Origin of the sequence: Bradyrhizobium sp. 1, from assembly GCF_023073315.1 — a bacterium.
In the GTDB taxonomy this organism is placed as follows: Bacteria; Pseudomonadota; Alphaproteobacteria; order Rhizobiales; family Xanthobacteraceae; genus Bradyrhizobium.
Window position 1 is genome coordinate 1 of sequence record NZ_JADPJH010000028.1, and the last position, 22,115, is coordinate 22,115.

21 protein-coding genes are annotated in these 22,115 nt (G+C 63.9%); 10 read left to right on the forward strand and 11 right to left on the reverse strand.

Going from position 1 to position 22,115, the window contains the following annotated elements; all coding sequences use genetic code 11:
* Positions 1-173 precede the first annotated feature (173 nt).
* A complete protein-coding gene (locus tag IVB29_RS22390) occupies positions 174-1,211 on the reverse strand; it encodes a glycosyltransferase family 4 protein (protein ID WP_247505568.1) in 1,038 nt (345 codons plus the stop codon).
* 126 nt (positions 1,212-1,337) lie between these two features.
* On the opposite strand from IVB29_RS22390, the gene galE reads away from it, so the two are divergent.
* From galE to IVB29_RS22405, 3 genes are all read left to right on the forward strand, one after another.
* Positions 1,338-2,351, forward strand: coding sequence for a UDP-glucose 4-epimerase GalE (galE, locus tag IVB29_RS22395; RefSeq protein ID WP_247505569.1), 1,014 nt, complete (start codon positions 1,338-1,340; stop codon positions 2,349-2,351).
* Positions 2,352-2,469: 118 nt separating this feature from the next.
* The gene (locus tag IVB29_RS22400) at positions 2,470-4,272 is read left to right on the forward strand and encodes an ABC transporter ATP-binding protein (protein ID WP_247505570.1); all 1,803 of its coding nucleotides are present in this window, start codon (positions 2,470-2,472) and stop codon (positions 4,270-4,272) included.
* Positions 4,273-4,307: 35 nt separating this feature from the next.
* Complete coding sequence (locus IVB29_RS22405) at positions 4,308-5,009, forward strand: fumarylacetoacetate hydrolase family protein (protein WP_247505571.1); 702 nt, start codon at positions 4,308-4,310, stop codon at positions 5,007-5,009.
* An 81-nt stretch (positions 5,010-5,090) separates the two neighbouring features.
* On the opposite strand, the gene IVB29_RS22410 is transcribed toward IVB29_RS22405, so the two are convergent.
* Positions 5,091-5,276, reverse strand: a complete 186-nt coding sequence (locus IVB29_RS22410; protein ID WP_247505572.1) for a hypothetical protein — start codon at positions 5,274-5,276, stop codon at positions 5,091-5,093.
* Positions 5,277-5,340: 64 nt separating this feature from the next.
* Positions 5,341-5,799: a nuclear transport factor 2 family protein gene (locus IVB29_RS22415; RefSeq protein WP_247505573.1), complete on the reverse strand. Its 459-nt coding sequence runs from the start codon at positions 5,797-5,799 to the stop codon at positions 5,341-5,343.
* 135 nt (positions 5,800-5,934) lie between these two features.
* Between IVB29_RS22415 and IVB29_RS22420 the strand changes: the two genes are divergently transcribed.
* The gene (locus IVB29_RS22420; protein ID WP_247505574.1) at positions 5,935-6,747 is read left to right on the forward strand and encodes a uridine kinase; all 813 of its coding nucleotides are present in this window, start codon (positions 5,935-5,937) and stop codon (positions 6,745-6,747) included.
* Between the two features lie 13 nt (positions 6,748-6,760).
* Positions 6,761-7,588, forward strand: coding sequence for a molybdenum storage protein subunit alpha (locus IVB29_RS22425; RefSeq protein ID WP_247505575.1), 828 nt, complete (start codon positions 6,761-6,763; stop codon positions 7,586-7,588).
* A gap of 111 nt (positions 7,589-7,699) precedes the next feature.
* Here the strand turns inward: IVB29_RS22425 and IVB29_RS22430 are convergent, their stop codons facing one another.
* Positions 7,700-8,629, reverse strand: a complete 930-nt coding sequence (locus tag IVB29_RS22430) for an aspartyl/asparaginyl beta-hydroxylase domain-containing protein (protein ID WP_247505576.1) — start codon at positions 8,627-8,629, stop codon at positions 7,700-7,702.
* A 141-nt stretch (positions 8,630-8,770) separates the two neighbouring features.
* Between IVB29_RS22430 and IVB29_RS22435 the strand changes: the two genes are divergently transcribed.
* Positions 8,771-9,019, forward strand: a complete 249-nt coding sequence (locus IVB29_RS22435) for a hypothetical protein (RefSeq protein WP_247505577.1) — start codon at positions 8,771-8,773, stop codon at positions 9,017-9,019.
* Positions 9,020-9,041: 22 nt separating this feature from the next.
* Here IVB29_RS22435 and IVB29_RS22440 read toward each other — a convergent pair whose 3' ends face one another.
* Positions 9,042-9,197 carry a hypothetical protein gene (locus IVB29_RS22440; RefSeq protein WP_014493894.1) on the reverse strand — a complete coding sequence of 52 codons (156 nt, stop codon included), beginning with the start codon at positions 9,195-9,197 and terminating at the stop codon, positions 9,042-9,044.
* 144 nt (positions 9,198-9,341) lie between these two features.
* The gene (locus tag IVB29_RS22445) at positions 9,342-10,265 is read right to left on the reverse strand and encodes a LysR family transcriptional regulator (RefSeq protein WP_247505578.1); all 924 of its coding nucleotides are present in this window, start codon (positions 10,263-10,265) and stop codon (positions 9,342-9,344) included.
* A gap of 217 nt (positions 10,266-10,482) precedes the next feature.
* Between IVB29_RS22445 and IVB29_RS22450 the strand changes: the two genes are divergently transcribed.
* Positions 10,483-11,193 (forward strand): SDR family oxidoreductase, encoded by a 711-nt coding sequence (locus IVB29_RS22450; RefSeq protein WP_247505579.1) that lies wholly within the window; start codon positions 10,483-10,485, stop codon positions 11,191-11,193.
* A gap of 67 nt (positions 11,194-11,260) precedes the next feature.
* Here the strand turns inward: IVB29_RS22450 and IVB29_RS22455 are convergent, their stop codons facing one another.
* The 4 genes from IVB29_RS22455 to IVB29_RS22470 form a co-directional block, all read right to left on the reverse strand.
* A complete protein-coding gene (locus IVB29_RS22455; RefSeq protein ID WP_247505580.1) occupies positions 11,261-12,721 on the reverse strand; it encodes an NAD(P)/FAD-dependent oxidoreductase in 1,461 nt (486 codons plus the stop codon).
* A gap of 151 nt (positions 12,722-12,872) precedes the next feature.
* Positions 12,873-14,294 (reverse strand): adenosylhomocysteinase, encoded by a 1,422-nt coding sequence (ahcY, locus tag IVB29_RS22460; RefSeq protein ID WP_247505581.1) that lies wholly within the window; start codon positions 14,292-14,294, stop codon positions 12,873-12,875.
* A 118-nt stretch (positions 14,295-14,412) separates the two neighbouring features.
* Positions 14,413-15,609, reverse strand: coding sequence for a methionine adenosyltransferase (gene metK / locus IVB29_RS22465; protein WP_247505582.1), 1,197 nt, complete (start codon positions 15,607-15,609; stop codon positions 14,413-14,415).
* Between the two features lie 63 nt (positions 15,610-15,672).
* Positions 15,673-17,028, reverse strand: coding sequence for a hypothetical protein (locus tag IVB29_RS22470; RefSeq protein ID WP_247505583.1), 1,356 nt, complete (start codon positions 17,026-17,028; stop codon positions 15,673-15,675).
* Between the two features lie 165 nt (positions 17,029-17,193).
* Here IVB29_RS22470 and IVB29_RS22475 point away from each other — a divergent pair, with 165 nt between their 5' ends.
* From IVB29_RS22475 to IVB29_RS22485, 3 genes are all read left to right on the forward strand, one after another.
* The gene (locus IVB29_RS22475; RefSeq protein WP_247505584.1) at positions 17,194-18,912 is read left to right on the forward strand and encodes a caspase family protein; all 1,719 of its coding nucleotides are present in this window, start codon (positions 17,194-17,196) and stop codon (positions 18,910-18,912) included.
* A 246-nt stretch (positions 18,913-19,158) separates the two neighbouring features.
* Positions 19,159-20,088 (forward strand): DUF2167 domain-containing protein, encoded by a 930-nt coding sequence (locus tag IVB29_RS22480; RefSeq protein ID WP_247505585.1) that lies wholly within the window; start codon positions 19,159-19,161, stop codon positions 20,086-20,088.
* A complete protein-coding gene (locus IVB29_RS22485; protein ID WP_247505586.1) occupies positions 20,085-20,813 on the forward strand; it encodes a site-2 protease family protein in 729 nt (242 codons plus the stop codon). The genes IVB29_RS22480 and IVB29_RS22485 overlap by 4 nt, the downstream gene beginning before the upstream one ends.
* A 172-nt stretch (positions 20,814-20,985) precedes the next feature.
* On the opposite strand, the gene IVB29_RS22490 is transcribed toward IVB29_RS22485, so the two are convergent.
* Complete coding sequence (locus IVB29_RS22490) at positions 20,986-22,104, reverse strand: cobalamin-independent methionine synthase II family protein (protein WP_247505587.1); 1,119 nt, start codon at positions 22,102-22,104, stop codon at positions 20,986-20,988.
* Between the last annotated feature and the right edge of the window lie 11 nt (positions 22,105-22,115).

Genomic DNA, 22,115 nt, shown 5'->3' on the forward strand with positions numbered 1-22,115 from the left:
CCATCGCCTAAGGCCGCCAACGACCAATTCTTGCTCAGCCTCGACGTGTCAAATGGATTTCGTAAAATCAGAATTTTATTAAACCGGCAGTCAACTCATTGATTTCGTTATCGCCGCCTACTGTGCATGGGGTTGTTTTCGGTATTTTTGTTTTCGTTGCGAAAAGCAGCACGTCAAAGCAGCGGCCGATAGACCTCGCCGATCCGCGCCGCTTCGGCATCGAGGCTGAACTTCGCAAGCACCCGCGCCCGCCCCCGCTCGCCCATGGCGGTCGCGGCAGCCACATCGCGCATCAGCGGCTCGAGCGCCGCAGCCAGCGCATCGGCATCGCCCGTCGGGATCAGCACGCCGGTCACGCCGTCCTCGACCACGAGCTCCGCCGCGCCGGCACGCGCGGCGACCAGCGCACTACCCGCAGCCATCGCCTCGATCAGCGTCAGGCCAAAACCTTCGTTGCGTGAAGTGAAAGCGTAGATCGTCAGGCGCTGATACCAGCGCTGCACCTGTTCGATCTCCAACTCACCGGTGATGACGATGCGCGATTGCAAGCCGGCTGTTTCGATGCGCTTCTTCAGGTCGTTCGCAAAGCGCGTCTGTTCGGCCGTGACCTGACCGACGATGACAGCGGTGAAATCCGGATAGCGCGGCAATAGCCGGCACATCGCATCGACGAACAGATCCGTGCCCTTCTGCGCGCGCACGCGACCAAAACAGCCGATGGCGTAGCGGCCCGGCAGCGCGGCTTCGGCGAAGGCCGCGGCGCGATCGATCGGCGGCGCGTAGACATCGGTGTCGACGCCGTGCGGGATCACCGTCGCCTGCACTTTTAGGAACGATGCCGACATGTCCGACGTCGCGATGATCGCGTCCATGCGCCGGATCAGCCAGCGCGTGATCCAACTGTGATGCCGCTGCGCCGCCGAAGTGAACACGAGCTTGAGCGGCCAGCCGAGCGCGCGCAGGATCACGCCTGCGATCATCTCGTTATTGCGCCGCGCGTGCCAGATCAGAGGCCGCTTGCGACGCCACAAGTTCAGGAGATCGGTCATGCTCAGCCGCGCGATCCCCTCCGGCGCGTCCGAGCCGAACCATGCCGCGCGGTACAGTTTCGCCAGCCGCGGCGCCACCATCCGGTTGGTCGCGGTGACCCCGGAATAGCGCCTGTGCAGATTTGGCACGATCACTTCGAGATCGCCGGGGGAATTCGCCACGTCACGCTCCATCTCAGAAGCCCCCTATACGCAACATTAAGCATAGTGACCAGTTCAGCCACGCCGATACCCCCTCTTCACCACGTAAACGCTAGCATCCCGCGTTGATCGAAGACGGGTGAGATCATGACTGTGCTAGTCACCGGCGGCGCCGGCTATATCGGAAGTCACACGGTCCTGGCGCTGGCGGAAGCCGGCGAGGACGTGGTCGTGATCGACGATCTCTCGACCGGTTTCTCGGCCTACCTGCCCGAGGGCGTGCCGCTGTTCATCGGCGATGCCGGCGACGAGAATCTGCTCGAAGGCGTGATCGCCCAGCACAACATCGAGAGCATCATCCATTTCGCGGGCTCGGTCGTCGTGCCGGATTCGATGCGCGATCCGCTCGGCTACTACCGCAACAATTTCACCACCGCGCGCAACCTGCTCAATGTCGCGGTCAAGCGCGGCATCAGCCGTTTCATCTTCTCCTCGACCGCCGCCGTCTACGGCGATCCGGACCAGGTGCCGGTGCCCGAGCACGCGCCGACGCGGCCGCTGTCGCCCTACGGCTCGTCGAAGCTGATGACCGAGATCATGCTGCACGACGTCGCCGCCGCCTACGGCATGCAGTACGTGACCCTGCGCTATTTCAACGTCGCCGGCGCCGACCCGCAGGCCCGCATTGGCCTTGCCACCGCCGGCGCCACGCATCTGCTCAAGATCGCGGTCGAAGCCGCGACCGGCCAGCGCGCCAAGATCGACGTGTTCGGCACCGACTATCCGACCCAGGACGGCAGCTGCATCCGCGACTTCATCCACGTTACGGACCTGTCGCAGGCCCATCGCTCGGCGCTGGCATATCTGCGCAATGGCGGCGCCTCGACCACGCTGAATTGCGGCTATGGCCGCGGCTATTCGGTGCTGGAGACCATCGACGCGGTGCGTAGGGTTTCGGGCCGCAGCTTCGCCGTGCAATATGCTCCGCGCCGGCCCGGCGACATCATGACCATGGTTGCCGACACCAGCCGCATTCGCGGCCTGCTCGACTGGAAGCCGCAATACGAGGACCTCGAGACCATCGCGGCCCACGCGCTGGCCTGGGAGGACAAGCTGTACCGCGAGCGCCATGGCGAGCTCCGCCACGCCGCCTCGGCCTAGATTCCCTCCCAACGCAAGCCCTTAATTGGGCTTGAAAAACCCCGCTTGAGCGGGCACAGAGGCCATTCGATCCCTGACGCGCGCGCAGGCCTTTCCCTGCGCCGTCAATGGACACCGGATGGCCCAGTTTCCAAAGAAAATCACCGACGATCCCTATGCGGCAGCGGTTCTCGTTCGCCGCCTGGTCACGGAACAAGGCATCGTCTACTGGCGGCGCTACCTCGTCGCCTTCGCGCTGATGGCGCTTGCCGCGGGCTCGACCGCGGGCGCGACCTACGTGCTCGGCCAGGTCATCAACCAGGCCTATGTCGACAAGAACATCCCGGGCATCGCGATGTTCTCGGGCATCACGGTGATCCTGCTCTTCATCAAGGGCGTGGCCACCTACGGCCACATGGTGATCCTGACCAAGATATCGAACGCCATCCTCGCCACCAACCAGCGCCAGCTGTTCGCAAAGCTGATGCGCGAGAGCGTCGGCTTCTTCTCCGAGCGGCATTCGTCTGAATTCCTGGCGCGGCTGACGGCCGGCGCAAAATCCATCACCGATGTGCTCAACATGCTGGTCAACGCCGTCGGCCGCGACCTCATGATGCTGCTTGCCATGATCGGCGTGATGGTATGGCAGGATCCGCTGATGTCGCTGATCGGCCTCGTCGCTGTGCCTCCGGCGATGCTGGTGCTGCGCAAGCTGGTCAAGCGCATCAAGGGCCTCGCCTACAACCAGTTCACCGGCACCGCCGACATCATGGAGACGATGCAGGAATCGCTGCAAGGCATCCGCACCGTCAAGGCGTTCACGCTCGAAGAGGCCATGCAGAGCCGCATCGACGAGAACATCGCGATCGTCGAGCGCAACGCCAACAAGATGGCTCGCGTCGCCAACCGCTCCAATCCGCTGATGGAGATGCTTGGCGGCTTTGCCGTCGCCGGCTGTTTGCTCTATGGCGGCTACAGCGTGGTCGCGCTCAATGCCACGCCCGGCGCGTTCTTCTCCTTCATGACCGCCTTCCTGATGGCGACCGAGCCGGCCAAACGGCTGGCGCGACTCAACATCGACCTCAACAGCCAGCTCGTGGGCGCGCGCATGCTGCTCGAAGTCGTCGACAGCCCGGCGAGCGAGCACTCCGACGATGACAAGCCGGCGCTCAAACTGTCGGACGCGCGGATCGAGCTGCGCGACGTCAGCTTCTGCTATCGCGCCAATGAGACCGTGCTCAACCGCATGAGCTTTGTCGCCGAGCCTGGCAAGGTCACCGCGCTGGTCGGCCCCTCCGGCGGCGGCAAGTCGACGGTGCTGGGCCTGCTGCTGCGCTTCTACGAAGTGACGCAAGGCGATATCGTGATCGACGGACAGTCGATCAACGCGGTCTCGCGCAAATCGTTGCGTGCTCAGACCGCCTATGTCGGCCAGGACGTCTATCTGTTCCGCGACACCATCCGCAGCAACATCGCCTTCGGCAAGCCGGGCGCGAGCGAGAACGAGATCATCGACGCCGCGAAAGCGGCCTGCGCGCATGATTTCATCATGGGCTTCCCGCTCGGCTATGACACGCCGGTCGGCGAGCATGGCACGCAGCTGTCGGGCGGCCAGCGCCAGCGCATCGCGGTGGCGCGCGCGCTGATCAAGAACGCGCCGATCATCCTCTTGGACGAAGCCACCGCAGCGCTGGATTCGGAGTCCGAGCGGCAGGTGCAGGAAGCGATCGAGCATCTCTGCCAGAACCGCACCACCATCGTGATCGCGCACCGCCTGCACACCATCATGCATGCGGATGCGATCCTGGTGGTCGAGGGCGGTGAGATCGTCGAGCAGGGCCGGCATGACGAGCTGCTGCGCCGCTCCGGCCGCTACGCCTCGTTCTTCCGCCTGCAACATCATCACGCCGGCGCTCTGGCGCCGATCAGCGCAACCGCATAGAGTTCGTTTCACCTCAAGAGCAGCGAGATCGCCTCATGAACGCCGCCTCCTACGTCATCCCGCTTCCGCACCAGGCTTCGCTTCCCGTCGTCGGGGAAAACGGCCTGTTTCCGGTCCGCCGCATCTGGTGCGTCGGCCGCAACTATCTCGAGCACATCCGCGAGATGGGCAACGACGAGCGCGCGCCGCCGTTCTTCTTCGCCAAGCACGCCGACATGCTGGTGCCGAATGGTGCCACCATTCCCTATCCGCCGCTGACCAAGGATCTGCATCACGAGATCGAGCTGATCGTCGCGCTCAAGAGCGGCGGCCTCAACATTGCCGCCGACAAGGCGCTCGATCACGTCTACGGCTACGCCGTCGGCATCGATCTCACCCGCCGCGACCTGCAGATCGCCTCGCGCAAGAAGGAGCGCCCGTGGGAGATCGGCAAGTCGTTCGACGGCTCCGCGCCCGCCTCCGCGATACAGCCGGCCTCGAAGATCGGCCATCCCTCCAAGGGCAGGATCTGGCTTACCGTCAACGGCAAGGAAGCCCAGACGGGCGACCTCGAGCAGATGATCTGGAATGTGCCCGAGACCATCTGGCAGCTCTCGCAGCAGGTGAAGCTCGCCGCCGGCGATATCATCATGACGGGCACGCCGGCCGGCGTGTCGCAACTCCAGCCCGGCGACAAGCTCGCATGCGGCGTCGACGGTGTCGGCACGCTGGAAGTGAGCATCGGCCAGCCGGAGTAGCGCTCGATTTGTAGGGCGGATTAGCGAAGCGTAATCCGCCATCATGCTCGCCACGAGTGACAGCGCGGAATGTGCCTTCGGCTATTCCGCCGTCCTACCTTCAGTAATCGAGAATTCGAGCCCTTCACCCGTTCGGTCAACGTACAGGCGTATTCCGTCTTCAAATTCGATCATCACCTCTTGAGTCCGGTGGCGCTTAATTACCTTAACCGCTTTCCCGCGAAGAAGGTCGGTCATCCTCACCGCTTCGTCGTCCATATCGACCATTCGCATCTCGTTTCCGATATCGACAGCGAATGGTGGATTACGCTTCGCTAATCCACCCTACGACCTACCAGGCCTTCACCGGCCGATTGGCATGGCTCGTCTGCGGCACGCCGCGATTGAGCGACATGTGAGAATGCACACACAGCCAGCCATCGCCATTCTTCGAAAAGATCATCGTTGCCCGGCCGGGGCGCGGGAACGCACTGCCGTCGGGATTGTAGCCCGTGCTCGTCCACGGCGCGATCACGGTTGCCATCGCGCCATCGGGTGACGCCAGAACCGAGGTCTGGTCGAGCACGAAACGGAAATCGCTCGTCTTCGGCCAGACATTATTCCATTGCGTCATGACCCATTGGTCAAGGCCGGGGATGACATCGTTATGTGTGCCGAAGGCAAGCACCTCGGGGTGAAAGAGCGGCCGTGCCGAGGCGTAGTCGACCTCGCGGACATAGCCTGAGAAGGTATCCAGCCACGCGTGGAAAAATTGAACAGTCTCGGTGTTCGCAAGTGGCAGCGGGGCCATTGCCTGCTCCATGTTTGGTCGTTAAATCGCGGCATCTTGTTGCCATGCGGCGAAGTATGCAGCAAGACTCGCGCCACGGTCAGGACCGACGGGTCCATCGTCAGGACTGCTTTAGAACACGAGAGGATGTCTCGGATGTCGACCACCACCACGGAGCTGGAAGGGCTGCTGATGCAGCGCTCGCTGACCGACCCGCAGCTGGTCGCCGCAGCGGAGAAGGCGTCGGACTTCCGCATCCTGCCTGACGCCACGGTAATCAAGATCGGCGGCCAGAGCATGATCGATCGCGGCCGTGCCGCGGTCTATCCCATGGTCGAGGAGATCGTCGCCGCCCGCAAGGCGCACAAGCTCTTGATCGGAACCGGTGCCGGCACCCGCGCACGGCATCTCTATTCGATCGCAGCGGGACTGCGCCTGCCGGCCGGCGTGCTGTCGCAGCTCGGCGCCTCCGTCGCCGACCAGAACGCCGCGATGCTCGGGCAGCTGCTTGCCAAGCACGGCATCTCCGCTGTCAGCAGCGCCGGGCTCTCCTCCGTGCCGCTGTTCCTCGCCGAGGTGAACGCGGTGATTTTCAGCGGCATGCCGCCCTATAGCCTGTGGATGCGGCCCGCAGCCGAAGGCGTGATCCCGCCCTACCGCACCGATGCCGGATGCTTCCTCGTCGCCGAACAGTTCGGCTGCAAGGCGATGATTTATGTGAAGGACGAGAACGGCCTCTACACCGCGAACCCGAAGACGTCGAAGAACGCCACCTTCATTCCCAAAATTTCAGTGGCCGAGATGAAGGCCAAAGGCCTGCAGGATTCGATCCTCGAATTCCCGGTGCTCGATCTCCTCACGGCCTCGCGCCACGTCCGCGAAGTGCAGATCGTCAATGGCCTCGTCCCCGGCAATCTCACCCGCGCGCTCGCGGGCGAGCATGTCGGCACCATCATCACCGCGAGTTGAAGAGAGCACCGTCATGGCTGAGACCAACCAGATCAAGCACGTCGCCTCGCCGCTCGCGCGCCAGACCTTGCTCGACAGCGACCTCACCCGTCCCGTTGCCGGCAACCGTCCGATCAAGCTGCTGCCCTGGTTGCAGGTCATCAAGATCGGCGGCCGCATCATGGATCGCGGTCACGAGGCGATCCTTCCGCTCGTCGATGAGTTGCGCTCGCTCTTGACCGAGCACCGCCTGCTCATCTTGGCCGGTGCCGGCATCCGCGCGCGCCATCTCTACAGCGTCGGTCTCGACCTCGGGCTTCCCGTCGGCTCGCTCGCGCCGCTCGCCGCAAGCGAGGCCGGCCAGAACGGCCACATCCTCGCCAGCCTGCTCGCGCCGGAGGGCGTCTCCTATGTCGAGCATCCCACCATCGCGAGCCAGCTCGCCATCCACCTCAGCGCGGCGCGCGCTGTCGTCGGCAGCGCCTTCCCGCCCTATCACCATCACGAATTCCCGACGTCGCGCATCCCGCTGCATCGGGCTGACACGGGCGCCTTCCTGCTCGCCGATGCGCTCGGGGCCGCGGGCCTCACGATCGTGGAGGACGTCGACGGCGTCTGCACCACCGATCCCAATGGCGCCGACGGCAAGAAGGCAGAACTCTTGAAAGAGACCAGCTTTGCGGAGCTTGCGAAGCTGAAGGGCACGCTGCCATTCGATCCCGCGCTGCTGGAGGTGATGGCAAATGCACGGCACATCGCGCGTGTGCAGGTCGTGAACGGCCTCGTGCCGGGCCGGATCAGTGCAGCGCTGCGTGGGCAGCATGTGGGCACGATCATCAACACTGGCGCCCAGCCGGCGTGAAAATCGTAGGGCGGATTAGCGAAGCGTAATCCGCCAACGCATCGCGAAGCGTCAATTATCGATGCACCGAATGGTGGATTACGCTGCGCTGATCCACCCTACGCACCTACGTCACTGCAACGCCGAAAACACGATGAGACCAAGAACCAGCGCCGTCAGCGAGTATTTCAGCGTGTAGTAGACGCTGCGGTTCCAAGCCTTGACCTTGCGGCTGGCAAGATGGATCTCGTAGAGCTTGCCGAACACCTTGTTGAGCACGCCGACGCTCTCGCCGTCGACGTTCTGGGTCGCCGACGCCTTGACGATGTGGTGGCTGACCCAGCGGTTGATCGCGGTCATGAAGCCGTACTTCATCGGCCGCTCGACGTCGCAGAACAGGATGATGCGGTTAACGTCGGTCTGGTTTTCCGCGCTGTGGATGAAGGTTTCGTCGAACATAAAAGCCTCGCCGTCGCGCCAGACGCATTCGACGCCGTCGACGAGGATGCGGCACTTGTTCGAGTTCGGTGTGACCAGGCCGAGGTGATAGCGCAGCGAGCCGGCGAAGGGATCGCGATGCGCGCCGAGCTTGCCGCCCGGCGGCAGCATCGCGAACATCGCGCCGTGCACGCTCGGGATCGACTTGAGCAGGTCCACCGTCTTCGGACACAGTGTGTTCGCTGACGGCAGGAAGTCGTCGTACCATTTCAGGTAAAACCGCTTCCAGCCGCTCTTGAAGAACGAGTAGAAACCCCAGTCGTTGTTCTTCGCGGCCGCGCGAATAAAACCTTCGTCGAACAGGCGCACCGCCTCGCCGCGAATGGTCTCCCAGTTCTCGCTGAGCGGTTTCAGCTCGGGAAATTGCTCGACCGAGATCACCGGCTTGTTCGGCACGGCCGAGCCGGCATACATCAGCACATTGTAGGGCGCGAGATAGGTCGAATGGTCGCCGAGCTGGCGCGCGAAGCGCAGCCGCTGCTTGCCGCGGAAGTGAACGTAAATCGTCGAAGCCGCAAGCACATACAAAATGACGAGTTGCGGTGCAAAAAGCTGCTTCAGCATTTCCCCAAATCCCGAGTAACCCAGCCGGGAACGTGATCTACTCCGAGCCGGCCCGAGCTGCAAGATATTGGCGTGCATCCTGAGGCTGTTCCGCAGGTTGTGATTGGGACGTCCCGCGCCCTGCCGCGCGCAATCACAACGGTGAAAGCGAACCGCGTGATCGCGCTTCAGATCAGCGGGCCGGCACCGGCCCCCGGCTACAGCTTCAACCAGCTCAATCTCGGCCACAGCACGGAAAGGCTTCTGGCGCGGTTCGGCAGTCTCGTCCATGTCGGGCCGAGCGGGCTCGAGAAGACCGAGCTCTGGACCTACGCGCCCTGGCCGTTCTCGTTCGAGGTGCGGGAGGACCGCGTCACCTCGATCCGGATCAACGATCCGACCATCCAGTAGATTCGATTGCGTGCGTGCCGCATCACGCCCGCGACAGCGCCTGGAGACCCTTGAAGGTCAGGCGCTTGGGGTCGGTGACGCCGGCCAGATAAAGCCGGCGGATGAAGGCGATGACGGCGTCGCGGTCGCAATCGGTCAACGCGACGACGGCGTCGACCGCGATCTTCTGGGCTTCCATTGGGCTCACCTCGGCCTTGCGAGTAACCCCGGCCGAGACAGGCTAGGACTCACCGGTTAATCCGGCGTTAACCGTTCGGGCAACATGGCTGATTCAGGTGGGCGTCCGTATACGCGAAACAACGCATTGCAGGGGCGCCGCGGATCAGCGCGCGCTGGTGCTCTTCTTCAGCAGCACAAACTGCTTCTTGAGCCGGGGCACGGCAAAGTCGGCGAACGCCCGCACCTTGGGCACCGAAAGCCGCCCTTGCGGGCTGATCAGGTGCGCGGGCATCTCCGGATCCTCATCGTCGGCCAGTACGATCTCGAGCTCGCCACGCGCGACCTCCGCAGCCACCTGGTACGAATACATCCGCGCCACGCCCCGCCCGGCCACGGTGGAAGCCACCGCCGCATAGGTGCTGTTGACGACGAGCCGCGGGGTGAACTGTACCGTGCGCGCAGCCGATGAGCCGGCCTGCGGCGCAAACGTCCAGGAATTGGGCAGATGCGCCATCGCCACTATCTGATGTTTTGCGAGATCGCCGGGCTCGGTGATGCGCGGATGCTGCTTCAGATAGCGGGGAGCAGCCACCACGACGCGGCTGATCCCGCCGACCCGCATCGCCACCATCGCCGAATCCACGAGAGGACCGATGCGGAGCGCGACGTCGACGCCCTCCTCGATCAGATTGACCGCGCGATCGAACAGCAGGAGCTTTGCCGACACGGTCGGGTAGGCGTCGAGAAACGCATCGAGGATCGGCCGAAGCACCATCTCGCCCGAGACCACAGGCGCAGTAAGCGTGAGCAAACCCCGCGGCGCCGTGCGCGGTCCGGCCGCGATGTCCTCGACCTCTTCCAACTCCGTGAGCACGCGGCGGCAGATCGCGACATAGCGCTCGCCCTCCTCGCTCAGCCTGATCGAGCGCGTGGTCCGGTGCAGCAGCTCGGCGCCGACCCGCTCCTCCAGGAAGGCAATGGCGCGGCTCACCGCCGCCGGCGAACGGCCGAGCTTGCGTCCCGCGCCCGCCAGGCTGCCCTCGTCCACCGCAAGGACGAACACCTGCATCGCATCCAGACGATCCATGCCTTCCCGCCACCCCGTCAAATTCCCGTGACAGGCTAGGCGTTCCCCATCGCCGCGACAACTGCCGCCAAAAGGCGCAAAGGGCCGATCCGGCATTCGTTCGCACCGCGTAACAGTGTCTGCCGGACAACGTGTATTCGCAGCCGGGCCGCTGCGGCGTATCTCAGCAGGCAAGCCAGCCGCTGCTGGCGCAGGAAGGCAACAACAGGAGTCCCTCATGGGTATCGAGCAGAAGGTCGCCATTATCACCGGTGCATCGCAGGGCATCGGCGCCGCCCTGGTCCAGGGTTTTCGCGATCGCAATTATCGCGTCGTCGCGACGGCACGCTCCATCAAACCGTCGGGCGATGACGATGTCCTCGCCGTTCCCGGCGACATCGCCGATCGGGCCACTGCGGAGCGCGTGGTCTCCCAAGCCGTCGCCCGCTTCGGTCGCGTGGACACGCTGGTCAACAATGCCGGCATCTTCGTCGCCAAGCCATTCACGCAGTACTCGGCCGAGGACTACGCCGCGGTGATGGGGACCAATGTCGCCGGTTTTTTCAACATCACACAGCTCGCCATCGCCGAGATGGAGAAGCAGGGTTCTGGCCACGTCGTCCAGATCACGACGACGCTGGTCGACCAGGCCAATTCGAATGTGCCTTCGGTGCTGGCCTCGCTGAGCAAGGGCGGGCTGAGCGCTGCGACCAGGTCGCTCGCGATCGAATACGCCAAGCGCGGCATCCGCGTGAACGCGGTGTCGCCCGGCATTATCAAATCGCCGATGCATCCGGTGGCGACGCACGCCCAACTCGGCGCGCTGCACCCGGTCGGCCACATGGGCGAGATATCCGACATCGTCGATGCCGTGCTCTATCTCGAGGGTGCCTCCTTCGTGACCGGCGAGATCCTGCATGTCGACGGCGGCCAGAGCGCCGGCCATTGACGGACGGCCGGCGAGCGCATCGAACGCGCTCACCACGCGCAAGGCAGAGTAGCCAGCGGCGACGTGATCAGGAATACTGCATCACGCCGTCGTCGATCTTGCCGAAGCGCAGGGAGACGATGTCGAACGCGTAGTTCTGGTACAGCCGCCACGGTTGCTTCGAGCCTTGCTTCGGCATCTTCGCGATCGAGCGCTGCACATAGCCCGAGGTGAAATCGAGCGACGGCTGCGCGGTGATCTCGGGGTCGTCATTATGCGGCATGCACTGGCGGAAATTGTGCCGGTCCATGTAGTTGATGAGACGGCAGACATATTCGCAAGTGAGATCGCATTTCAGCGTCCAGGAGGCATTGGTGTAGCCGAAGGCCGACGCCATGTTCGGCACGTCCGCATACATCATGCCCTTGTAGGTCAGCGTGTTGGCGAAATCGACGGCGCGGCCATCGACGCTGACCTCGAGACCGCCAACGACCTGCAGCACCAGCCCCGTCGCCGTCACCATGATGTCGGCCGCAAGCTCGCTGCCGTCCTTCAGGCGGATGCCGTCGCGCGTAAAACTATCGATCTCGTTGGTGACGACAGAGGCGCGCTGCTCGCGGATCGCCTTGAACAAATCGCCATCAGGCACGAGGCAGAGCCGCTGGTCCCAGGGATTGTAGCTCGGCGTGAAATGCGTCGCGACGTCGTAGTCCGGACCGAGCGCCATCCGGACGCCGCCGAGGATCAGGTTCTTCACCTTGTCCGGGCGGCGCCGGCTGAGCTGGAAGAAGAACATCCCCCACATCACGTTGCGCCAGCGGATGACATGATAGGCAAGCCGCGTCGGCAGATTGCGGCGCAGCTTGTTGGCGACAGGATCCTGCGCCGGGCGCGACACCACATAGGTCGGCGAGCGCTGCAGCATGGTGACCTGCGCCGCGGTCTTGGCAAGCTCCGGCACCAGCGTCACCGCGGTCGCGCCCGAGCCGATCACGACGACGCGTTTTCCCGCATAGTCGATGTCCTCGGTCCATTTCTGCGGATGCACGATGCGGCCGGCGAAGTCGGCTGCGCCCGAAAACTCAGGCGTGTAGCCCGCCTCGTATTTGTAATAGCCCGGGCACATGAACAGGAAATTGCAGGTGAGGCGCGCGAGCTCCGTGGCGCCTTCCCCCGTGAGGCGTTCAACCTCGACGGTCCAGCGCGCCTCAGATGTCGACCACGCCGCGCGCTTGACGCGATGGCGGAAGCGGATGTGCTGCTCGATGCCGTTCTCGGCTGCCGTCTCGCGCACATAGTTCAGGATCTGCGACCCATCCGCGATCGCCTTCGGATCGGTCCACGGCTTGAAGGAATAGCCGAGCGTGAACATGTCGCTGTCGGAGCGGATGCCGGGATAGCGAAACAAATCCCAGGTGCCGCCGATGCAGTCGCGGCCCTCGAGGATGACGTAGCTCTTGCCCGGGCACTTCGTCTGAAGATGATAGCCCGCGCCGATGCCGGACAGGCCGGCACCGACGATGACGACGTCGAAATGTTCTTGTGGCATGGTTTCCTCCGCCGGGGAGGATTGTCGGACCGGCGACGGCGGGCGTCAATCGCCAATCGGCCCGCTACAACTGGAGGGACCGCTACTTCCGGTCCACAAACGAAAAAGCCCCGGATTTCTCCGGGGCTTCCGATGTTTCGATGCGATCGGCTCAGTAGCGGTAATGGTCCGACTTGTACGGGCCTTCCTGCTTGACGCCGATGTAGTCGGCCTGGTCCTTGCGCAGTTCGGTGAGCTTGACGCCGATCTTGGCGAGGTGGAGGCGTGCCACCTTCTCGTCCAGCGACTTCGGCAGCACGTAGACTTCCTTCTTGTACTTGCCGTCCTTGTTGTTGGCGTAGAGCTCGATCTGCGCCAGCGTCTGGTTGGTGAAGGACGCCGACATCACGAAGGACGGATGGCCCATCGCATTGCCGAGGTTCACGAGGCGGCCCTCCGACAGCATGATGATGCGGTGCTTGTCGGGGAATTCGATCTCGTCGACCTGCGGCTTGATGTTGGTCCACTTCAGGTTACGCAGACCCGCGATCTGGATCTCGTTGTCGAAGTGGCCGATGTTGCAAACGATGGCGCGATCCTTCATCGCGCGCATGTGCTCGATCGTGATGATGTCCTTGTTCCCGGTCGCGGTGACGAAGATGTCGGCGCGCGGAGCGGCGTCTTCCATGGTCACGACCTCGTAGCCTTCCATCGCGGCCTGCAGCGCGCAGATCGGATCGACTTCGGAGACCATCACGCGGCAGCCGGCCTGGCGCAGCGAGGCGGCCGAGCCTTTGCCGACGTCGCCGAAGCCCGCGACCATCGCGACCTTGCCCGACATCATCACGTCGGTGCCGCGGCGGATGCCGTCGACCAGCGATTCACGGCAGCCATAGAGGTTGTCGAATTTCGATTTGGTGACGCTGTCGTTGACGTTGATCGCCGGCCACAGCAGCGTGCCGGCCTTCTGCATGTCATAGAGACGATGCACGCCCGTGGTGGTCTCTTCGGAAACGCCCTTGATGCTCTTGGCGATCTCGGCGAAGTAGCCCTTCGGCTTGTCCTTGAGCTGCTTCTTCAACAGCGCGAAGAAGACTTCCTCTTCTTCAGAGCCCGGCTTGTCCAGGAACGCGGCGTCGCCGTTCTCGGCGCGCAGGCCGAGATGGACGTACATGGTGGCGTCGCCGCCGTCATCGAGGATCATGTTCGGGTGACCGCCGCCGTGCCAGTCGAACAGCTTTGCGGTGTAGTCCCAATATTCGGTCAGGCTCTCGCCCTTGACCGCGAATACAGGAATGCCGGCGGCCGCGATTGCGGCGGCGGCGTGATCCTGCGTCGAATAGATGTTGCAGGAGACCCAGCGAATGTCGGCGCCGAGTGCGGCCAGCGTCTCGATCAGCACGCCGGTCTGGATCGTCATGTGCAGCGAGCCGGCGATGCGCGCGCCCTTCAAGGGCTGCTTCGGGCCGTACTCTTCGCGGGTGGCCATCAGGCCGGGCATCTCGGTCTCGGCGAGCGAGAGTTCCTTGCGGCCGAAATCGGCGAGCGACATGTCCTTGACGATGTAATCAGTGAAGCCGGGCTTCGCGTTCATTGCGAGTGTCCTGTTGTTGAACGGGCATTCCGGGACACCTCGAAGAGGCGCCCCGGAATCGCGACGTGTGGATGAAGGGTTCCGGGTTCGCGCGCGAACCTGGAATGACGCACAGAAATCAGAGCGCGCGCTTGAGCTGCTCGACGAGATCGGTCTTCTCCCAGGAGAAGCCGCCCTCGTTGTCGGGCGTGCGGCCGAAATGGCCGTAGGCGGAGGTGCGCGCGTAGATCGGGCGGTTGAGATCGAGGTGGGAACGGATACCGCGCGGCGTGAGATCCATCGCCTTGGCGGCAGCCTTCTCGAGCTCGTCCTCCGACACCTTGCCGGTGCCGTGGGTGTCGATGTAGATCGACAGCGGACGCGCCACGCCGATGGCGTAGGCGAGCTGCAGCGTGCAGCGGTCGGCGAGACCGGCGGCCACGATGTTCTTGGCGACGTAGCGCGCAGCGTAAGCCGCCGAACGATCGACCTTGGTCGGATCCTTGCCGGAGAACGCGCCGCCGCCATGCGGGGCTGCACCACCGTAGGTGTCGACGATGATTTTGCGGCCGGTCAGGCCGGAATCGCCGTCGGGACCGCCGATGTAGAACTTGCCGGTCGGGTTGATGTGCCAGATGGTCTTCGGGGTGATCCAATCCTTCGGCAGCGCCGCGCGCACATAGGGCTCGACGATGTCGCGGATCTGCTGGGACGAAATGTCCTCGACCAGATGCTGATGCGACACCACGATCTCGCGCACGCCGACCGGCTTGCCGTTCTCGTACTGCACGGTGACCTGGCTCTTGGAATCCGGACCGAGCACCTTCTCCTTGCCGGAGTGGCGGGCTTCGGAGATCAGGCGCAGGATCTTGTGGGCGTAGAAGATCGGCGCCGGCATCAGATCGGGCGTCTCGTTGGTGGCGTAACCGAACATGATGCCCTGGTCGCCCGCGCCTTCTTCCTTGACTTCACCCGGCTGCAACGCATCGACGCCCTGCGCGATGTCGGCCGACTGCGGATGCAAGAGGATCTCGATGTCGGCGGTCTTCCAGTGGAAGCCTTCCTGCTCGTAACCGATGTCCTTGATCGCGGCGCGCACGACGCCCTCGATCTGCTCGTTGGTGACGGACGACGGACCGCGGGTCTCACCGGCGATCACGACCTTGTTAGTGGTCGCCAGCGTTTCGCAGGCGGCGCGGATCTGCCACGGATCGATGCCGGCTTTCGGCCCTTCGCGGTAGAACAGATCGACGATTTCGTCGGAAATCCGGTCGCACACCTTGTCCGGATGGCCCTCGGAGACGGACTCGCTGGTGAAGAGATAGGACGCGCGCATCTAGTAACCCCTTGTTCCGCCACTCGGCGGCGGTTCGTTTGCGATGTTTAGCCTTGGATTATGTCAATCACGCCGTCGCGAGATGACGTAGGATTCGTCGAGAAACCAGAGCCCGTTGTATTTTCGGAGCACGTCCCTGGCAGCGTCCAAAGTGCGGCCGGTTTGAGTCATATCTGCCAACCGGTCGTCCTCAATCTGAGCGACATACACCGCCGCATTCCACGCTGCAAAGGCCGTCGAGGTTCCGATGGAGCCGGTTACCTCGTTGGGCAGCGCTTCCATATCATACCTGAAGATCGAGCGGTTATCAGCGTATGCATTAAAATTTAAGTCACGGCCCAACGACCCGAGCTCGTACTTCACGGCGCGCAATAGCTCATGACGGCTGACCGAGAAAGGATTTTCTCCGGGCCAGATCGCCTGGATCATTTCCATGCCCGGATCCTGGCCGTGGGAGTGGATTCCGATCAGCCGCCCGCCGGGCCGGAGCGCCCGCGCCAACGGCGCAATGATCCGTTTTGCCCGGAAATTGACCGAGGACAGGGCGCGGTAGGGCTGGGATGCAATGACCAGGTCGAAATTGGCCTCGGTCTGGCCCGGCCGCGGAATGGTCGAATCCAGCAGGAACCTGTGGTCCTCGCGATAGAGCACCAGGACGACGGGCCGCTCGTAGAGCGGCATGGCCGTGCGCGGGCTGATCGCAGCGCGCCAGTTCTGCTCCAGGAACGGCTTCAGCTCCGCGATCTGGGTCTCGAACTCGCCCGATGAGCCCCCCCGCAGCGGAACCTCGTGCCAGACGGTGGCGGCTGCCGCCGCAGGCGAGGCCGGCGTCAGCCAGGGCGCCTCCGAATAGAACATGTTGGTGAAGACGAACACCGACGCGGGATGCTCGAAAATGCGGTCCGGCACCTTGTCCAGCGTCAGGCGCAAATCCTCGAGGCTGAGCTCCTTGCCGGCCACATAGAACGGCATGTGCGGATAGCGCTGGTGCGTGGCGCGCAGCGTGCGCGCCAGCACCGTACCGTCCCCGACACCCGCGTCGAAGATGCGCAGTGCCGGCGGACGCGGATGGATGGCGGCCAGTTCCAGCGCCACGCGGTCGGCGACGACCCGCTTTTCGCTGCAGGTGTGGACGAACAGCAGGTATTTCTGCCGGTTCTCGAAGAAGCGGAAATTGCCCCGCGGGTCGCGCTTTTCCGGCGGCACCTGAAGCCCCCGCGGCGGCGGCAGGCCGCCGGTCGTCGAGGCCGCGATATAGGCCTGGATCCGTTCCAGCGTGTCGACGGTAATGCGCTTGCCTTCGCGCAGGCGCAGCACGAGCTTCCCATCGTTCACCGCACGCCGGCCGAAGGTCGATTCCGCCATGCCCGCCTTGCGGCAGAACTCGGTGATTTGGCTCAGGATTTCGTCGTTTTTCATGAGTGGGAAGGCAGTGGGCAGGTGACTTGGGACCTGCGTCGTAGCAAATTCTGCCCACCGAGGGAATACTGCTGCATGCTTTACTTAAGGTCCGATGGACGCGCGCGTGAACCCCAACGTGCCGCCGGGCAACAAACAGGCACTGCTTGTCAAGGAATCACCATCATGAGCCGCCTGCTCGTCGCGCTCGCCCTGCTCGCTGCAACCTTGTGGTCGGCTCCAGCGTCAGCCCAATCGCGCAACCAGCTCGGGCCGCTCTGCACCACCGAGACCACGCCGGCGGACCAGATGGTCGATGCCTGCGGCAAGATCATCGCGCTGAAGGCGTTTAGGGGTGAGCAGCTCGCGACCGTGTATTTCTGGCGCGCCGTGGGCTGGAACAAGAAAGGCGACTACGCCAAGGTCATCGCTGACGCGACCGAAGCGATCCGGCTGCAGCCGAGCCAGTCGGTGTATAACCTCAGGGGATCGGCCTATTACGACAAGGGCGACTACGACATCGCGATCGCCGATTTCGACGATGCGCTGAAGCAGGGCCCGCCCAGCGGCATCATCTTCCACAACCGCGGCAATGCCTGGCGCGGCAAGGGCGACTACACCAAGGCGATCGCCGACTACGACATGTCGATCAAGGCCGATCCGAGATCGGCATTCTCGTTCCCGAACCGCGGCATCTCGAAGGAAGCGCTCGGCGATTACGACGGCGCGCTCGCCGACATCAACCAGGCGATCCGGCTCGACCCGACGCTGCCGCAGCCGTTGATCAACCGCACCTCGATCTGGCGCGCCAAAGGCGATCTCGATCGCGCCATCGCCGATGGCAGCGAAGCGATCCGGCTGGCCAAGGAAAAGCCGCCGGTCAACATCATGACGCCGCCGAACAGCGTGCTGATCTCGGGCTATACCCATCGCGCGCTGGCCTATGAAGCGAAGGGCGACTACGCCCGCGCACGCGAGGATTACAACGCGACGCTGGCGATCGTGGCGTCGGATGCCGGCAGCAAGGCCAACCAGGCGACCGCAAAGGTGCGGCTGTCGCTGGTTACGGATGCGGCCGCGCCGATCCCGCGCGATGCGCCCTCACCCACAACGCAGCCGACGACAGCTCCCGCCCCGCAGCAGACGGGCGCGGCGCCGGCGCCCTCGTCCGCTCCGGCTGCTCGCGGCACGCGAATGGCTCTGATCATCGGCAACGGTGCCTATGCGCATGTGAAGCCGCTGCCCAATCCGCCCAACGATGCCCGCGCGGTCGCCAGGAGCCTGCGCGACATCGGCTTCACCGTGTCGGAGGGCGTCGATCTCGACCGCGCGGCGATGCAGAAGATGACGCGCGACTTCTTGCGCGACGCGGCACGGGCGCAGGTGGCCGTGGTCTATTATGCCGGCCATGGCGTGCAGGTGGACGGCCGCAACTATCTCATCCCCGTCGACGTCGAGCTCAAGCCGGGCACGGGCATGACGGAAGCGATGATCGACATGGACACGATCATGGCCGGCCTCGACGACCAGGTCCGCACCAACATTTTGATCTTCGATGCCTGCCGCAACAACCCGATGGCACAGCGGGTTGCGTCCGCGGGTGTGAATCGCGGCATCGAAGGCGCCTCGGGCCTCGCGGCTCCAACGAGCCTGGGCGCCGGTGCAACGCTCGGGGCCGGCACGCTGATCGCCTTCGCCACCGCGCCTGGTCAGGTCGCGCTCGACGGCGAAGGCGCCAACTCGCCATTCTCCGCCGCCCTCTCCCGCCATCTCGGCACGCCGGGGCTGGAGGTGCAGCAGATGTTGACCCGCGTGCGGGCGGAAGTCGTCTCGACCACGAAGAACAAGCAGGTGCCGTGGTCGAACTCGTCGCTGCTGGGTGAGGTTTATCTGGCGGAGAAGTGAGGGCGGTCCCATGCGGGATGACGTAGCCGGGATGAGCGGAGCGATATCCGGGTCAACAGTCCGGCTACGAACGCCTCTTTGATCGCCGCGAGGCGGGAGCGCTGACGTCGCCGCGAAAACGAGCCAAAATTGCAACAGCCCCGGAGATAGTCACGCGCAACCTGCGGCTGCTCTGTTTTGTCGCATATCGTTATCCTAAAGTACCGGCAACACCGATTATCGGTGGACTGATTGCTGGGGAATCTGGTGAGAAAATTCATTGCCACTGTCGGCATCATTCTGTCCGTCATGTTCGGTGCACAGCCCGGATTCTCCCAAAATGCTCCGTCCAGCGAGGCGGCGCGGAAGGCCGAGTTGGCCGCCGCATGGCAGGCGGCCGGTAATGCGGGCACAGCCGGCCCCGCCGACATTCCGCTGATCGATCAGGCGGCGCTGAAAATCCCGACCGGCGATTTCTTCGTGCCGAAGGCCGAAGCGGCGCGGGTCATGCGTGCGCTCGGTAACACGGTTCACGATACGAACTTCGTCGGCCTCGTACTCGGCACGAGGCAGAACGACCGGTGGCTGGTCGTGATCAACTACATCAAGGAAGGCTATATCAAGGATGATGCCGCCAAGGACTGGAATGCCGACGACCTTCTGAAGAATCTCAAGGAGGGTGTCGACGAGTCCAACAAGGACCGCGCCGCCCGCGGATTTCCCGAGATGGAGGTGATCGGCTGGATCGAGCCGCCGAACTATGACGCGACGGCCCATCGTCTGGTGTGGTCGATCCTCGGCAAGGACAAGGGCGCAGCGGACGACTCTCGCAAGGACGTCAACTACAACACCTACGCTCTGGGCCGCGAAGGCTATTTCAGCCTGAACCTGCTGTCGGATTCGGCCAGGATTGCGACCGACAAATCCGCGGCCCATGAGCTGCTCGCCAACCTCTCCTATCAATCCGGCAAGCGCTACGAGGATTTCAGCGCCTCGACCGACCGGATCGCCGAATACGGCCTGCTCGCACTGGTCGGCGGCGTCGCCGCCAAGAAGCTCGGCCTGCTCGCCCTGGCGCTCGCCTTCGTGCTCAAATTCGCCAAGGCCATCTTCATCGGCGCGGCGGTGTTCGGCACCGGTATCGTGAAGTTCTTCCGCCGCAAGCCGCGGGACGATTCCAGCGGCGGCACGGCATGAAGACTCTCTTTCTGCTGCTGTTCTCCGGCCTGAAATGGGGAAAGCTCGCCACCAGCGGCGGCACCATGCTGCTGTCTCTGGTGGTCTACGCGACCATCTGGGGCTGGCGCTATGCGGCGGGTTTCATCGCGCTGCTGTTGGCGCACGAAATGGGCCACTACGTCGCCGCGCGCCAGCGCGGCCTCGACGTCGGCGCGCCGGCCTTCATCCCGTTCGTCGGTGCGTGGATCGCGCTCAAGGACAAGCCTGTCGATGTCGAGACCGAGGCCTATGTCGCGCTCGCAGGTCCCGTGGTTGGGACCGGCGCCGCACTCGCGGTGTATCTGTGGGCACGATCGGAGGACAGCGGCTTGCTGCTCGCGATCTCGTATGCCGGCCTGTTCCTCAATCTGTTCAACCTGCTGCCGATCTCGCCGCTCGATGGCGGCCGGGTGACCGCCGTCCTCAGCCCGCGGATCTGGCTGCTCGGGGCGCCGATGCTGGTAGCGCTGATGATCTACCGGCCAAGCCCGATGCTTCTCATCGTCGCGATCATCGCTGTCCCGCAGCTCATCAGTGCGTGGCGCTACGATCCCCATGCGCCGGAGAACGTCGCCTATTACGGCGTCCCGCTCCAGACCAAGCTCGAATATGGCGGCGCCTATCTGGCGCTCGCAGCCCTGGTCGCGGTCATGACGTATGATGTCCACGAGATGCTGGGGCCAATGATGCGGACGGCGCCGTAGTTAAGCGCGCCGCGAGTTCGCCCAACGCTCGGCTGTCATCGGCCGGCTCGACCGGGCGATCCAGTACTCCGAGACGGTTGTGGTTGCATCGATGGGCTGCGACGTACCGGATTCCCCGCTCCAGTGCGCAATTGCGCACAGGGCGGGGAATGACAGCAGAGCCAGTGAGGCCTTACCGGCCCCACACTTCCTTCGCGATCTCGACCGCGAGGCTGAGCTTGGCCCACTGCTCGTCCTCGGAGAGGATGTTGCCCTCTTCCGTCGAGGCAAAACCGCATTGCGGGGACAGCGCGAGCTGTTCCAGCGGGACGAACTTGGCGGCTTCTTCCAGACGGCGCTTGATGGCGTCCTTGTTCTCGAGCTCGCCGAACTTCGAGGTGATGACGCCGACCACGACGACCTTGTTGCCCTTGGGCAGGAAGCGCAGCGGCTCGAAGCCGCCGGCGCGGTCGCTGTCGTACTCCAGGAAGTAGCCGTCGTAATTGGTGCCGGCGAGCATGGTCTCGGCCACCGGCTCGTAGCCGCCCGACGAAATCCAGGTCGAGCGGAAATTGCCGCGGCAGACATGCGTGGTCACCACCATATCGGCGGGCTTCTCGGCCAGCGCATAGTTGATGACGCGCGCATAGATCTGCTGGAGACCTTCCGGATTGTCGCCGCGCTCGCGCGCCTTCTGCAATTCGTCCGGCGAGCAGAGATAGGCCCACACGGTGTCGTCGAACTGGAGATAACGGCAGCCGGCGTCGTAGAACGCCTTCACCGCCTTGCGGTAGGTCTTGCCGAGGTCCTGATAGAACGCGTCCAAATCAGGATAGACGTCCTTGGAGATCGCCTTGCGGCCACCACGGAAGTGCAGCACCGCCGGCGAGGGGATCGTCATCTTGGCGGTGACGTGGGCTTGATCGGCGTTCTTCTTGAGGAAGCGGAAGTGATCGAGCATCGGGTGATCGTCGGGGAAGTCGAGCTTGCCGACGACGCGCACCGCATCGTGACGGGTCTGCACGCCCGCGAACTGAATGCCGGCATCGGGGTGGAACAGTTCGCAGCCGGTGAGCTTGGCCAGGAAGTCGAAATGCCACCAGGAGCGGCGGAATTCACCGTCGGTCGCAAGCTGCAGGCCGACCGAGGCCTGCTTGTGCACGACCTTCTCGATCTCCATGTCCTCGATCTTGCGCAGATCGTCGGCCGAGATCTCGCCCTTCTCCAGCCTGATGCGGGCTTCCTTGATCTTGGCGGGGCGCAGGAGGCTGCCGACCTCGTCGGCGCGGAACGGGGCTTTGGTTCGCTGCATGTCTTACTCCC

Coding starts and splice junctions, on each gene's coding strand:
- galE (WP_247505569.1), top strand. CDS start 1,338: ATGACTGTGCTAGTCACCGGCGGCGCCGGCTATATCGGAAGTCACACG.
- IVB29_RS22400 (WP_247505570.1), top strand. CDS start 2,470: ATGGCCCAGTTTCCAAAGAAAATCACCGACGATCCCTATGCGGCAGCG.
- IVB29_RS22405 (WP_247505571.1), top strand. CDS start 4,308: ATGAACGCCGCCTCCTACGTCATCCCGCTTCCGCACCAGGCTTCGCTT.
- IVB29_RS22410 (WP_247505572.1), bottom strand. CDS start 5,276: ATGGTCGATATGGACGACGAAGCGGTGAGGATGACCGACCTTCTTCGC.
- IVB29_RS22415 (WP_247505573.1), bottom strand. CDS start 5,799: ATGGCCCCGCTGCCACTTGCGAACACCGAGACTGTTCAATTTTTCCAC.
- IVB29_RS22420 (WP_247505574.1), top strand. CDS start 5,935: ATGTCGACCACCACCACGGAGCTGGAAGGGCTGCTGATGCAGCGCTCG.
- IVB29_RS22425 (WP_247505575.1), top strand. CDS start 6,761: ATGGCTGAGACCAACCAGATCAAGCACGTCGCCTCGCCGCTCGCGCGC.
- IVB29_RS22430 (WP_247505576.1), bottom strand. CDS start 8,629: ATGCTGAAGCAGCTTTTTGCACCGCAACTCGTCATTTTGTATGTGCTT.
- IVB29_RS22440 (WP_014493894.1), bottom strand. CDS start 9,197: ATGGAAGCCCAGAAGATCGCGGTCGACGCCGTCGTCGCGTTGACCGAT.
- IVB29_RS22445 (WP_247505578.1), bottom strand. CDS start 10,265: ATGGATCGTCTGGATGCGATGCAGGTGTTCGTCCTTGCGGTGGACGAG.
- IVB29_RS22450 (WP_247505579.1), top strand. CDS start 10,483: ATGGGTATCGAGCAGAAGGTCGCCATTATCACCGGTGCATCGCAGGGC.
- IVB29_RS22455 (WP_247505580.1), bottom strand. CDS start 12,721: ATGCCACAAGAACATTTCGACGTCGTCATCGTCGGTGCCGGCCTGTCC.
- ahcY (WP_247505581.1), bottom strand. CDS start 14,294: ATGAACGCGAAGCCCGGCTTCACTGATTACATCGTCAAGGACATGTCG.
- metK (WP_247505582.1), bottom strand. CDS start 15,609: ATGCGCGCGTCCTATCTCTTCACCAGCGAGTCCGTCTCCGAGGGCCAT.
- IVB29_RS22470 (WP_247505583.1), bottom strand. CDS start 17,028: ATGAAAAACGACGAAATCCTGAGCCAAATCACCGAGTTCTGCCGCAAG.
- IVB29_RS22475 (WP_247505584.1), top strand. CDS start 17,194: ATGAGCCGCCTGCTCGTCGCGCTCGCCCTGCTCGCTGCAACCTTGTGG.
- IVB29_RS22485 (WP_247505586.1), top strand. CDS start 20,085: ATGAAGACTCTCTTTCTGCTGCTGTTCTCCGGCCTGAAATGGGGAAAG.
- IVB29_RS22490 (WP_247505587.1), bottom strand. CDS start 22,104: ATGCAGCGAACCAAAGCCCCGTTCCGCGCCGACGAGGTCGGCAGCCTC.